This is a genomic window from Microbacterium sp. G2-16M (genome assembly GCF_055809115.1).
The window spans coordinates 272487-284983 of sequence record NZ_CM147897.1; the positions used below are offsets into that span (position 1 = coordinate 272487).

The following is a 12497-nucleotide window of genomic DNA, read 5'->3' on the forward strand; positions in this document are numbered from 1 at the left end:
CGATCCTGGTTGCGGGCTCGGGATCGCGCTACAGTACGGGAACGCACTGGGGACGGCGACTGGGGGATGCTGCATGTCGATTCCGGCCGGATGGTACAACGACGGAGCGGGCGCGATCAGGTACTGGGACGGTACCGGGTGGACGCCGCACACGGCGGCGCGACAGCCGGCGGCACCTGCGCAGCATCCCAGGCCCCCGCAGCCGCTGACCGCGCAGCCGTATCCGCCGCACCCCTGGGTGCGGCCGCCCGAGCAGCCGGGGCAGCAGATGGTGCCGTACGGCTATGCGAACCCCGGAATGATGACGCCGACCATGCCGCCCGGCACGGCCGCACCGCGACCGACCAACGGCGCCGGGATCGCAGGATTCGTCATCGGACTCGTCTCGGTGTTCCTGCCGATCCTGTTCGGCCTGGCCGCGGGCGCGGCCGGGCTCGTCCTCTCGATCGTCGGAATGACGCGTCCGAACGCCGGCAAGGGCCTGGCGATCGCGGGTCTGATCCTGTCGATCATCGGCATCCTGCTCATCATCTGAGCGGATTCCGCGGTCTAGCCGAACTCGTCCTCGTCATCGTGGCGCACGACGACGCTGCCCGCGGCATCCAGCGTCACGATGACGCCGGTGTCGAGCTCGGCGACCGGCCGACCCTCAAGGAATGTGAGGGTCCATCGTGCGACGCCCTGCTCGTCCGGCGGGAGGTCGGCCTCGACGGCGCGCAGCTGCGCCACGAATTCCGGGGTCAGCCGTGCGGGCGGCTCGCCGCCGGCGTTCCATCGGGTTCCCACCTGCATGTCACGCCTCCTGAGCGGTCAGCTGGATGTCGGTCACGGCGAGGACGTCCGCCTCGGCGTAGGCGATCTCGTCGATCCGTCCCACGGCCTTCAGATCGCCCTCGGCGAGCCGGATCGCGGCGACGACGTCGGCCGGACCGGCGATCGTCACGTGCGCGACCGGCGTCTTCTGCGAGGCCTTCGCCTCGGTCTTGGCGCGGCGGATGCCCACGAGCGCCGCGCTCACGGCCGACAGCACCGCCGTATCGCCGGCGATCTCCAGCGGCACCGGCCATTCGGCGCGATGGATCGAGCCCTCCTCGAACCACGACCACGCCTCCTCGGTCGCGAACGCGAGCACGGGCGCCAGCAGCCGCAGCAGCGTCGACAGCGCGAGGTGCAGGGCCAGGGCGGCGGATGCCTGGCCGACATCGGAACGGTCGTAGGCGCGCTCCTTCACGAGCTCGAGGTAGTCGTCGCAGAACGTCCAGAAGAACGCCTCGGTGACCTCCAGTGCCCGTGCGTGATCGTAGGCGTCGAACGCCTTCGTCGCGTCGCGGATGACCCCGTCCAGCCCGGCCAGCATGGCGGCATCCAGCGCGTGCGTGATCTCGGCTCCTTCGGGAACCGGGAACGACAGCACGAACTTCGCGGCGTTCAGCACCTTGATGGCCAGTCGCCGTCCGATCTTCACCTGCGTCGGGTTCTGCGGGTCGAACGCCGCGTCCGCGCCGAGCCGGCTCGAGGCCGACCAGTACCGCACCGCGTCGGTGCCGTGCGCGGCGAGGATGTCGGCCGGCGTGACCACGTTGCCCTTGGACTTGGACATCTTCTTGCGGTCGGGGTCGACGATGAAGCCCGAGATCGCCGCATCCGTCCAGGGGGCCCGGCCGTCCTCGAGCGCGCTGCGGACCATCGTCGAGAACAGCCAGGTGCGGATGATGTCCTGCCCCTGCGGTCGCAGGTCGAACGGCGCCACCAGATTCCACAGCTCGTCGTCCCGCTGCCAGCCGCCGGCCAGCTGCGGCGTGAGCGAGGACGTCGCCCAGGTGTCGAAGATGTCCTGCTCGGCCTCGAATCCGCCCGGCGCCCCGCGCTGATCCTCGGTGTACCCGTCCGGCACGTCGGTCGTCGGGTCGATCGGCAGCCGCGCCGGGTCGGGTGCGATCACGCGGTCGTGGTCACGCTCTCCATTCGCATCGAGCCCGTACCAGATGGGGATCGGCACGCCGAAGAAGCGCTGGCGCGAGACGAGCCAGTCGCCGGTGAGGCCGTTGGTCCAGTTCTCGAACCGCACGCGCATGAAGTCCGGGTGCCAGTTCATGCTCTTGCCGAGCGAGATGAGCTTTGCCCGCACCGTCTCGTCGCGGCCGCCGTTGCGCAGATACCACTGGCGGGTCGAGACGATCTCGAGCGGCCGATCGCCCTTCTCGAAGAACTTCACCGCGTGGCTGAACGGCTTGGACACGCCCTTCAGGTCGCCGGACGCCTCCAGCTGCTCGACGATCTGCTTGCGGGCGCTGAACACCGTCTTGCCGGCCAATTCGGCATACGCCGCCTTCGCGGCATCCGTCACCAGCACGTCGGGGGCGTCGGCGAGCACGCGGCCGTCCTTGCCGAGGATCGTGCGGTTGGGCAGGTCGAGCTCGCGCCACCAGACGATATCGGTCACGTCGCCGAAGGTGCAGATCATCGCGATGCCCGAGCCCTTGTCCTGCTGCGCGAGAGGATGGGCCAGCACCGGCACCTCCACGTCGAACAGCGGCGTGCGCACGGTCGTGCCGAACAGCGGCTGATAGCGCTCGTCGGCCGGGTTGGCCACCAGCGCCACACAGGCCGGCAGCAGCTCGGGCCGGGTGGTCTCGATGAACACGTCGTCGCCGCCGTCGGTGGGGTGGAACGCGACCCGGTGGAATGAGGCCTGCTGCTCGCGATCCTCGAGCTCGGCCTGGGCGATCGCCGAGCGGAAGTCGATGTCCCACAGCGTCGGGGCCAGAGCCTGATAGGCCTCGCCGCGCTCGAGATTCCGCAGGAACGCGAGCTGGCTGGTCCGGATCGTGTCGTTCGAGATCGTGCGGTAGGTCTGCGTCCAGTCGACCGACAGGCCGAGCTGGCGGAAGAGGTCCTCGAACTGCTTCTCGTCCTCTTCGGTGAGTGTCTCGCACAGCTCGATGAAGTTGCGGCGGCTGATCGGCACCTGGTCGGCCGGCTTCAGGCTCTTCGCATCACCGTGGAACGGCGGGGTGAACGCGGCGTCGTAGGGCAGCGACGGGTCGCAGCGAACGCCGTAGTAGTTCTGCACGCGACGCTCGGTGGGCAGGCCGTTATCGTCCCAGCCGAGCGGGTAGAACACAGTCTTGCCTCGCATGCGCTCGTAGCGCACCTTGATGTCGGTGTGCGTGTAGCTGAACACGTGGCCGATGTGCAGGCTCCCCGACGCTGTCGGCGGGGGAGTGTCGACCGAGTAGACGCCCGCCCTGCCCGAGGCCTTCGCCGCGGGCCGGTCGAACAGGTACGTGCCCTGCTGGCTCCATGCGGCATCCCACTTGGCTTCGAGACCCTCGAGGACGGGCTTGTCGGGGATGGATGCGTCGGCCATGGAGGTCTCCTTGAACGATATAGGCGGCACTGTGTGAGCGTGCCTGAGTGTGGGATGTCGGGCCATTCTACAGGGGTCGGCTGCGGCATCCGCTGCGAGCCAGGCGCTGCCCACGGGCTGCGGAGATCTCACGGAATGACGTGCAATTGGCCCGTTCTGGTCCTCATCCGGTGAGATCTCCTCATCTGGTGAGGATGAGTCCCTGGTCGGGTCGGTGCGGCGGTCAGATGCGGCGCCGCCGGATCACCGCGAACGCGGTCGCAGCCAGCGCGAGGATCCCCACCGCGAGACCGAGCGGGAGCGCCACCGAGGCGGGCGCGGTCTCTGCTGCTGCCGCGGCGGTCGGGGATGCTGTGGCGCGGGGAGTCGCTGTGGGGCTCACGCCCGCGGTCGTCGGGGTGGGGGTCGCCGTGGCCGGCAGAGGTGTCGCCGATGCCGGTCTGGTCGCGGTCGCGGTCGGCTTCGGGGCCACGGTCTTGGCCGGTGCGGCCTTGACCGGCCGCTGCTCGGCCGGCGCGGGCTGGGGCGCGGTGTTCTTCGCGGGCGCCGGCTTCGCGGGCGCGGGTGCGGGCTTCGCGGGCGCGGGCTTGGCAGGCGCCGGCTTCGCGGGCGCCGGTGCGGCCTTCACCGGTGCGGGCTTGGGTATGACCGGTGCGGGCGCCGGCTGCGACTTCGTCGTGGTGGCGTACTTCGCGAACACCTGCACGCCCCAGGTGCTCGAGCCCACGATCAGGTAGGCGACACCGAAGGCGGTGTAGTCCCCGAGGATGTTCGCGCGGTGGTCGGGCGATGCCATCCAGGCCCGCTCCATCGCCTCCGGCCCGTAGCCCATCGCGACGTTCTCCCCGAGCCGAAGCCACCCACCCGGCGCCTGCGCGGCCAGGTTCGGATTGTGCGAGATGGTGCCCGCGTCGACCATGTGCTGCGCCCAGCGGGCGGCCACGGCATCCAATGCCCCGCTGCGCACCAGCGGCCTCAACCCGTGCGCGGCGCGGTCGCTGTTGACCATCGACGCGATCGTGCCGCTGCCGGCCGCGAAGGCCGGCGTGGAGACGCCGAGCACGACGAGCGTCGTCGCGACGATGCCGGCGACCAGAACGGCGGCGCGGCGGGGGACACGGGGGCGGGCGGCCGTTGCGGTCATCGGGATCCTTATCCGGCGGGGGCGGATGCCGGGAGGGGAACGCCCGGTTCGCTCTCATCATGCCCGTTCCGTGCGATTCTGCGGTGAGCGACCCACGATGCGACCAGCGTGACCGCCGACATCACGGCCAGCACCACGCCGGGATGCCACCAGGCATAGCCGGTCGCGTCACCCAGGGCGAGGGTGACCAGCGGCACGAAGCCGCTGATGGTCGCCGCCACCGCGTACGCCACCGACAGCGCCGAGTAGCGGAAGTGGTCCGGGAACAGGTCGCTCATCAGCCCGCCGAGTGCCGCCCACGACATGGTCGGCAGGATCCCGCCGATGACCATCGTGGCCACCAGGATCGGGAACGTCGCGAACTGCAGCATCCAGTACATCGGGAAGGTGATCACCAGCGTGCCCACCGCACCCCACAGCACGATGCGGGCGGACCCCACTCTCTTCGCCCACGCTCCGAACAGCGGGATCGTCACGAACTGTAGCAGCGCGCCGATCGTGGTGGCCACCAGAAGGTCCTGGAAGTCGAATCCGAGGTGCTCGACCCCGTAGTTGACGGTGTAGGTGTTCATCAGCGAGTACGAGCCGATGCCCAGCAGCGCGGCGCCGGTCGCGATCAGCAGCGCGGCCGGACGCTGCGCGAACATCGTGGCCACCGGCATCCGGTCTCGTCGTCCCTGACGCACGACGCGGGTGAACACCGGGGTTTCGTCGATCGACAGGCGCAGGTACAGCGACACGGCCAGCAGCGGGATGGCGAGCAGGAACGGGATGCGCCACCCCCACGTCGCGAGCGCCTCGGCCGGCATCGTCGCGGCCATGACGAGGAACACCGCCGCCGACAGGGTCGAGCCCACCGGCGAGCCCAGCTGCGGGATGGCCGCGTAGAACGCGCGCGAGACCCGGCCGGAGTGCTCGGTGGCCAGCAGGATCGAGCCGCCCCATTCGCCGCCGAGCGACAGACCCTGCACGACGCGCAGCAGCACCAGCAGCACGGCACCCAGCCACCCGCTCTGCGCGTAGGGAGGCAGCAGGCCGATGAGGCCGGTGGCGATGCCCATGATGCCGACCGTCCACAGCAGCGTGGCACGCCGGCCGAGGCGGTCGCCCATGTGCCCGAAGATCACGGCGCCGATCGGGCGGACGACGAACGCCACGGCCACCGTCGAGAAGGCGGCCAGGGTGGAGCCGAACGGGCCGAGCGGGTCGAAGAACAGCGGGCCGATGAAGTAGGCCGAGAAATAGGCGAACACGTAGAAGTCGAAGGACTCCAGGGACGTGCCGACCATCGAGGCCCAGGCGACGCGACGGGTGGGGGTGGATGCCGGGGGCTGTGCAGGCGCTGTGGTCACAGGCATCCATCCTGCCACCGCGCAGACATACCTGGACGCAATCCATCAATGTGTCGTGTCAGCCCTCCGCGGCCGGGCCGAGGAGAAGTGCCGAGGAGAGGGTCGTTCCGGCCGATTCTGTCCTCGCCCGGGCATATCTCCTCGGCTCGGCCGAGGACTTGTCCTCCGGGGTGGGGATGCTGGGCCGCGGCATCCCTTCCTCCACAGGCGGCAGCTTTCCACAGATATCGGGGATCGCCCCATGTCCGCGTGCGGGCGCGGCAGTCTCGAGCTCATGCAGAAGCGAATGGATGCCGTGGTCCAGGAGGTGCGTCATCGAGGCGGGATCGCCCGAAGTCAATCACTCCTTCGCGGGGGTGTGAGCAAACGGGACATCGAGGTTGCGGTCCGGTCCAGGCTTCTCGTGCGCGAACGACGCGTGTGGGTCGCGCTGCCCGACGCTGACACCGAGCTGCGGTTCGCGGCGCGCGCCGGCGCCGTTCTGTCGTGCGTAACGCAGGCGAAGCGGCTGGGACTGTGGGTCTTGGAAGCATCCAAGGTGCATGTCGCCTGTGGCGCGCACGCGGGAATGGTCGCGGCGGTGGGTGCTGTCGTGCACAGATTCGCTCCACTCGTGCCCCGTGACCCGGATGCCCTCGCCGACCCGATCGAGAACGTGCTGCAGGCTGTCGCGCTGTGCCAGCCATACGAGGCGGCGCTCGCCGTCTGGGACAGCGCGATGAACAAGAGCCTCGTCGACAGGAAGAAGCTCGAGCGGCTCGCGTTCCGAGGGCAGGCGCGCGAGCTGGTGAAGGCGGTTGTCCCGTTCCACGACTCCGGACTCGAGACCTTCATCTACCCGCGCCTGCGATGGCTGAAAGTGCCGATCCACGCGCAGTCCTGGCTGTATGGGCACCGTGTGGACTTCCTCATCGGGCAGCGACTGGTGCTGCAGATCGACGGCGGCCACCACATCGGCGCACAACGTGCGGCGGATCTCGCGCACGACGCCGAGCTGATGCTGCGCGGCTACTTCGTGATCCGCGTCGGCTACGACGAGATCATCAATCACTGGCCCGAGGTGCAGGATCGGATCCTCGCCGCTGTTGCGCAGGGCCTGCACCTGGCCGCGTGATCGCCCGGGACGTCCTCGACTCGACGCTCCGCGGCCGGGCCGAGGAGAAGTGCCGAGGAGAGGGTCGTTCCGGCCGATTCTGTCCTCGCCCGGGCAGATCTCCTCGGCTCGGCCGAGGAGCCGACGCAGGGCGGGCGCGCGGATGCGGCATCCCGCCGCCGCGCCGCGTAGGATGGGAGCACAGGCGTCGATCCGGCCATCACCGGGGAGTCCTCGGAAGAACAGCGCGAGCTCAGTAGAACCGAGCGGGTCAGGCCCGTCACAGCCGCAGTGAGAGGGGAGCGGGCGACCGCTCACGCAGGGTGGTACCGCGGCCGAGCGTCTCAGACACCGGTCGTCCCGGCGCAGAGCAATCGAGCACCCTGCGAGCGAACATGACCTACCCCCGCGAATCCGCCTTCGGCCCCGCCGCCGACTCGGTCACCCCGAGCCCGCGCTTTCCCGCGATCGAGCGCGACACCCTCGACTTCTGGGAGCGCGACGACACGTTCCGCGCCTCCATCGCGCAGCGCGAGGGCGCCGAGGAATGGGTCTTCTACGACGGCCCGCCGTTCGCGAACGGGCTGCCGCACTACGGCCACCTGCTCACCGGGTACGCGAAGGACCTGTTCCCGCGGTTCCAGACCATGCGCGGCAAGAAGGTCGACCGGGTGTTCGGGTGGGACACGCACGGGCTGCCGGCCGAGCTCGAGGCGATGAAGCAGCTCGGCATCACCGAGAAGGACGAGATCGAGCGGATGGGGATCGCCACCTTCAACGCGAAGGCGCGCTCCTCGGTGCTCGAGTACACCCACGAATGGCAGGACTACGTCACCCGCCAGGCGCGCTGGGTCGACTTCGAGCGCGGCTACAAGACCCTCGACACCTCGTACATGGAGTCGGTGCTGTGGGCGTTCAAGACGCTCTACGACAAGGGTCTCGCGTACGAGGGATACCGCGTCCTCCCGTACTGCTGGCGGGACGAGACGCCGCTGTCCAACCACGAGCTGCGCATGGACGACGACGTCTACAAGATGCGGCAGGACCCGTCGGTCACCGTCACGTTCCCGCTCGTCGGGCCGAAGGCGGCCGCGCTCGGCCTCGAGGACGTGCGCGCACTGGCCTGGACCACCACGCCGTGGACGCTGCCCACGAACCTGGCGCTGGCGGTCGGCCCCGACATCCGGTACGTGGTGGTTCCCGCCGGACCGGCCGGCGCCCGCGACGGCGGCGACCACCGCTACCTGCTGGCCGACGAGCTGCTGGGCAATCATGCGACCGACCTCGGGTATGCGTCGCCGGATGCCGCGCGCCAGGCGATCCAGGCGACAGTGACCGGCGCCGAGCTGGCCGATGTCGCCTATCTGCGCCTCTTCGACTACTACGCCGACGCCGACGTCTACGGCACGCAGGACGCCTGGCGGATCCTGGTGGACGACTATGTGACCACCAGCGACGGCACCGGGATCGTGCACCAGGCCCCGGCCTACGGCGAGGACGACCAGCGGGTGACGGCGGCCGCCGGCATCCCGGTCGTGGTCAGCCTGGATGACGGGGGCCGGTTCCTGCCGCAGGTGGAGGATGTCGCGGGCCAGCTGTGGATGGACGCGAACCGGCCGATCATCCGCCTGCTGCAGCAGCGCGGGCGGCTGCTGCGCGAGGCCAGCTACGAGCACTCGTACCCGCACTGCTGGCGGTGCCGCAACCCGCTCATCTACCGGGCCGTCTCGAGCTGGTTCGTCCGGGTCACCGACTTCAAGGACCGGATGCTGGCCAACAACCAGGAGATCACCTGGGTGCCCGAGAACGTGAAGGACGGGCAGTTCGGCAAGTGGCTCGAAGGCGCCCGGGACTGGTCGATCAGCCGCAACCGGTACTGGGGCTCGCCCATCCCGGTGTGGCGCAGCTCCGACCCGGCGCACCCCCGCGTCGACGTGTACGGCTCGCTCGCCGACCTGGAGCGCGACTTCGGCGCCCTGCCGCGCAACACCGAGGGCGAGGTCGACCTGCACCGCCCGTACATCGATGAGCTGACCCGTCCGAACCCCGACGACCCGACCGGCAAGAGCACCATGCGCCGGATCGAGGACGTGTTCGACGTCTGGTTCGACTCGGGGTCGATGCCGTACGCGCAGGTGCACTACCCGTTCGAGAATCAGGAGTGGTTCGACTCCCACTCGCCGGCCGACTTCATCGTGGAGTACATCGGGCAGACCCGCGGCTGGTTCTACCTGATGCACGTGCTGTCCACGGCGCTGTTCGACCGGCCGGCGTTCACCGGGGTGAGCTGCCACGGCATCGTGCTGGGCAGCGATGGCCAGAAGATGTCCAAGTCGCTGCGCAACTATCCCGACGTGAGCGAGGTCTTCGACCGCGACGGCTCGGACGCCATGCGCTGGTTCCTGATGTCCAGCTCGGTGCTGCGCGGCGGCAACCTCGTCGTCACCGAAGAGGGCATCCGCGCCGGGGTCCGCGAGTTCATGCTCCCGCTGTGGAACGCCTGGTACTTCTTCGCCACCTACGCGAACGCCGCGACTCCGACCGGCTACACCGCCACCTGGCGCACCGACTCGACCGACGTGCTGGACCGCTACATCCTGTCGCTGACCGGCCAGCTGGTGGCCGATGTCGCTTCCGACCTGGACGGACTGGACTCGACGACGGCCGCCGAACGGCTGCGCGACTTCGCCGAGGCGCTCACGAACTGGTACATCCGGCGCTCCCGCGACCGGTTCTGGGCGGGCGTGGATGCCGCCGACCCGCGGTCGACCGAGGCCTTCGACACGCTCTACACGGTGCTGGAGACGGTGTCCCGCGTCGCCGCGCCGCTGCTCCCGCTGGTGACCGAGCGCGTGTGGCAGGGCCTGACCGGCGGGCGCAGCGTGCATCTGACCGACTGGCCCGACGCCTCGGCCTTCGCCCCGGCAGCCGGGATCCGGCAGGCCATGGACGCGGTCCGCGAGGTCTCCAGCGTCGCCAACGCCCTGCGCAAGAAGGAGGGCAAGCGCGTGCGCCTGCCGCTCGCGCGCCTCTCGGTGGTCACCCCGGATGCCGCCTCGCTGGCCCCGTACGAGGAGATCGTGCGCGACGAGCTCAATGTGAAGGCGGTCGAGCTGATCGAGCTCGCGGCCTCGACGGCGGCGGAGTACGGGATCACCCATCGGCTCAGCGTGAACGCGCGTGCGGCCGGGCCGCGGCTGGGCGCGCAGGTGCAGCAGGTGATCCGCGCTGCGAAGGACGGCGACTGGGCCGAACAGGACGGCGTGGTCGTCGCGGGCGGCGTGGCGCTGGCCGCCGGCGAATACGAGCTGGTGCTGGAGACCACGGGCCGGCCCGAGGGCGAGGCGCTGGCGCTCCTGCCGCGCGGAGGGTTCGTGCTGCTGCAGACCGCGACCACCCCCGAGCTGGAGGCGGAGGGTCTGGCCCGTGACGTCATCCGGGCCGTGCAGGACACGCGCAAGGCCGCCGGATTCGAGGTCAGCGACCGCATCCGGCTGGAGCTGGTGTTCGCGGACGCGCAGGACGGCACCGCCGTCGCCGGCGCCTTCGAGACGGCGGATGTCGCGGCCGAGACGCTCGCGGTCGAGCACGAGCTGAAGGTGCTCGGCCGGGACGTGCAGATCTCCGAAGAGCTGGCCGAACGGCCCGACAGCTGGTCGGCTGAGACACTGGCCGGCGTCGCGTTCGAGCGCACGCCGCAGCACGTGGCGCCGTTCGCGGCCCGCGCGTTCGCCAACACCGGCCCGTTCTGGGTCGCCGTCACGAAGGTCGAGACATCCGCATGAACGATCGGGCACGCGCCGACGCGGTCTACGCCGAGCTGCTCACGCGCCAGGGAGAGCGGTGGGTGCAGCCCCGCGTGGAGCGGACCCGCCGCGTTCTGGAGCTGCTGGATCACCCGCAGCGCACGTACCGGGTGGTGCACATCACCGGCACGAACGGCAAGACCTCGACCGCCCGCATGATCGAGAGCCTGGTGCGCGCGCACGGGCTGCGCACCGGACTGTTCACGAGTCCGCATCTGGAGCGGTTCACCGAGCGGATCATGATCGACGGCGCACCGTGCGACGACGGCGCGGTGGCGGATGCCTGGGACGAGATCGCGCCGTTCCTGGGCATCGTGGACGCCGAGCTGGAGGCCGCGGGGGACGCCGCGCTGACGTTCTTCGAGATCCTCACGGTCCTCGCCTTCGTGGTGGCCGCCGACGCCCCGGTCGACGTGCTGGTGCTCGAGGTGGGCATGGGCGGTTCGTGGGACTCCACGAACACGGCGGACGGGGATGTCGCGGTGTTCGCGCCGATCGACATGGACCACGCCGACCGGCTCGGCGACACGATCGAGGAGATCGCGACGGTCAAGTCCGGGATCATCAAGGAAGGCGCCGCCGTGGTCTCGGCGCGCCAGCGCCCCGAGGCCGCGCGGGTGCTGCGCGCGGCCGCGGCCGCGAAGAACGCGACGATCGCGTTCGAGGGCGAGGGCTTCGCGCTCGAGGAGCAGCGGCTGGCCGTCGGCGGGCAGCAGATCACCGTGCAGGGCCTGGCCGGCCGGTACGACGGCGAGTACCTGCCGCTGTACGGCGCTCATCAGGGGCGCAACGCGGCGCTGGCCATCGCGGCGGTCGAGTCGCTCATCGGCGGCGGGACCCAGCCGATCCCCGGCCCGATCGTGACCGAGGGGCTGGCCGAGTCCACCTCGCCCGGGCGACTGCAGCTGGTGGGCGCGGCGCCCACGGTGCTGGTGGATGCCGCACACAACCCGCACGGGGCGCACGCGCTGGTCGCCGCCCTGCGGGAGTCGTTCGACTTCGATGAGTGGGGTGTGGTCTTCGGCGTGTTCGCCGACAAGGACGCCGTCGGGATCATGGCCGAGCTCGCCCCGATCGCGGCGCACGTGTTCGCCACCAGCCCCGAGTCGGAGCGCGCGCTGGACGCCGACGCCGTGGCCGACCTCGCCGAGGCGGCCGAGATCCCGGTGACCGTCCACCACGACCTGGACGACGCCGTGGAAGCCGCGCGCGAATGGGCTGCGGCATCCGACCGGCGTGCCGTGGTGATCGCCGGCTCGATCGTCCTGGCCGGTGCGGCCCTCACCCTGGCCGACGCCCAGGATTGGAAGGCAGGATGGAGCGCGTGAGCGAGCAGAAGGCCCCACGCGTGCGGCGGCGGCGCGGCGCGGCCGAGTCGCTCGGTCAGATCGTGCTGGTGTTCGAGTCGATCATCGTGTTCCTGGCCGGGCTGGCGGTGTTCGGACTGAAGGCGCTGCCGGATGCCGTCCCGGACTGGTGGGGGATCGTGGGCGGTGCGGTGGTCGCGGTGGCGATGCTGGTGGTCAGCGGCCTGCTCCGGCACCGGTGGGGCATCGTGCTCGGATGGGCGCTGCAGGTCCTGGTCGCCCTCGCCGCGTTCCTGGTGCCCGCGATCGGACTGGTCGCCGTGATTTTCGGCGCGATGTGGGCGTATGCCACGATCAAGGGGGCATCCCTGGACCGGCGCAACGCGCGACTTCAGGCACAAGCGGAATCTGCGAATGGAGAATGA

The 12497-nt window shown here is 70.2% G+C and carries 9 protein-coding genes; 5 read left to right on the forward strand and 4 right to left on the reverse strand.

The features are described 5' to 3' along the window. Positions 1-73: 73 nt before the first annotated feature. The gene (locus AC0L6F_RS01345) at positions 74-535 is read left to right on the forward strand and encodes a DUF2510 domain-containing protein (protein ID WP_473538911.1); all 462 of its coding nucleotides are present in this window, start codon (positions 74-76) and stop codon (positions 533-535) included. Positions 536-549: 14 nt separating this feature from the next. Here the strand turns inward: AC0L6F_RS01345 and AC0L6F_RS01350 are convergent, their stop codons facing one another. The 4 genes from AC0L6F_RS01350 to AC0L6F_RS01365 all read right to left on the reverse strand — a co-directional run bounded on the left by AC0L6F_RS01350 (position 550) and on the right by AC0L6F_RS01365 (position 5872). Then, positions 550-792: a hypothetical protein gene (locus AC0L6F_RS01350; protein WP_259611856.1), complete on the reverse strand. Its 243-nt coding sequence runs from the start codon at positions 790-792 to the stop codon at positions 550-552. A 1-nt stretch (position 793) separates the two neighbouring features. After that, positions 794-3370 carry a valine--tRNA ligase gene (valS, locus tag AC0L6F_RS01355; protein WP_473538912.1) on the reverse strand — a complete coding sequence of 859 codons (2577 nt, stop codon included), beginning with the start codon at positions 3368-3370 and terminating at the stop codon, positions 794-796. A 223-nt stretch (positions 3371-3593) separates the two neighbouring features. After that, positions 3594-4514 carry a CAP domain-containing protein gene (locus AC0L6F_RS01360; RefSeq protein WP_473538913.1) on the reverse strand — a complete coding sequence of 307 codons (921 nt, stop codon included), beginning with the start codon at positions 4512-4514 and terminating at the stop codon, positions 3594-3596. A gap of 8 nt (positions 4515-4522) precedes the next feature. Then, a complete protein-coding gene (locus tag AC0L6F_RS01365; RefSeq protein WP_473538914.1) occupies positions 4523-5872 on the reverse strand; it encodes an MFS transporter in 1350 nt (449 codons plus the stop codon). 397 nt (positions 5873-6269) lie between these two features. Between AC0L6F_RS01365 and AC0L6F_RS01370 the strand changes: the two genes are divergently transcribed. The 4 genes from AC0L6F_RS01370 to AC0L6F_RS01385 all read left to right on the forward strand — a co-directional run bounded on the left by AC0L6F_RS01370 (position 6270) and on the right by AC0L6F_RS01385 (position 12497). Next, positions 6270-6980: an endonuclease domain-containing protein gene (locus tag AC0L6F_RS01370; protein WP_274635660.1), complete on the forward strand. Its 711-nt coding sequence runs from the start codon at positions 6270-6272 to the stop codon at positions 6978-6980. Between the two features lie 374 nt (positions 6981-7354). Beyond that, positions 7355-10744, forward strand: coding sequence for an isoleucine--tRNA ligase (ileS, locus tag AC0L6F_RS01375; RefSeq protein ID WP_473538915.1), 3390 nt, complete (start codon positions 7355-7357; stop codon positions 10742-10744). Then, entirely contained in the window at positions 10741-12093 is a 1353-nt protein-coding gene (locus tag AC0L6F_RS01380; RefSeq protein WP_473538916.1) for a bifunctional folylpolyglutamate synthase/dihydrofolate synthase, read from the forward strand. The genes ileS and AC0L6F_RS01380 overlap by 4 nt, the downstream gene beginning before the upstream one ends. After that, entirely contained in the window at positions 12081-12497 is a 417-nt protein-coding gene (locus tag AC0L6F_RS01385) for a DUF4233 domain-containing protein (RefSeq protein ID WP_259611860.1), read from the forward strand. Before AC0L6F_RS01380 ends, AC0L6F_RS01385 begins: the two co-directional genes overlap by 13 nt.

Bases quoted from the DNA above. Each gene is read 5' to 3' on its own strand.
- AC0L6F_RS01345 (WP_473538911.1), top strand. From the start codon at position 74: ATGTCGATTCCGGCCGGATGGTACAACGACGGAGCGGGCGCGATCAGG.
- AC0L6F_RS01350 (WP_259611856.1), bottom strand. From the start codon at position 792: ATGCAGGTGGGAACCCGATGGAACGCCGGCGGCGAGCCGCCCGCACGG.
- valS (WP_473538912.1), bottom strand. From the start codon at position 3,370: ATGGCCGACGCATCCATCCCCGACAAGCCCGTCCTCGAGGGTCTCGAA.
- AC0L6F_RS01360 (WP_473538913.1), bottom strand. From the start codon at position 4,514: ATGACCGCAACGGCCGCCCGCCCCCGTGTCCCCCGCCGCGCCGCCGTT.
- AC0L6F_RS01365 (WP_473538914.1), bottom strand. From the start codon at position 5,872: ATGCCTGTGACCACAGCGCCTGCACAGCCCCCGGCATCCACCCCCACC.
- ileS (WP_473538915.1), top strand. From the start codon at position 7,355: ATGACCTACCCCCGCGAATCCGCCTTCGGCCCCGCCGCCGACTCGGTC.
- AC0L6F_RS01380 (WP_473538916.1), top strand. From the start codon at position 10,741: ATGAACGATCGGGCACGCGCCGACGCGGTCTACGCCGAGCTGCTCACG.
- AC0L6F_RS01385 (WP_259611860.1), top strand. From the start codon at position 12,081: ATGGAGCGCGTGAGCGAGCAGAAGGCCCCACGCGTGCGGCGGCGGCGC.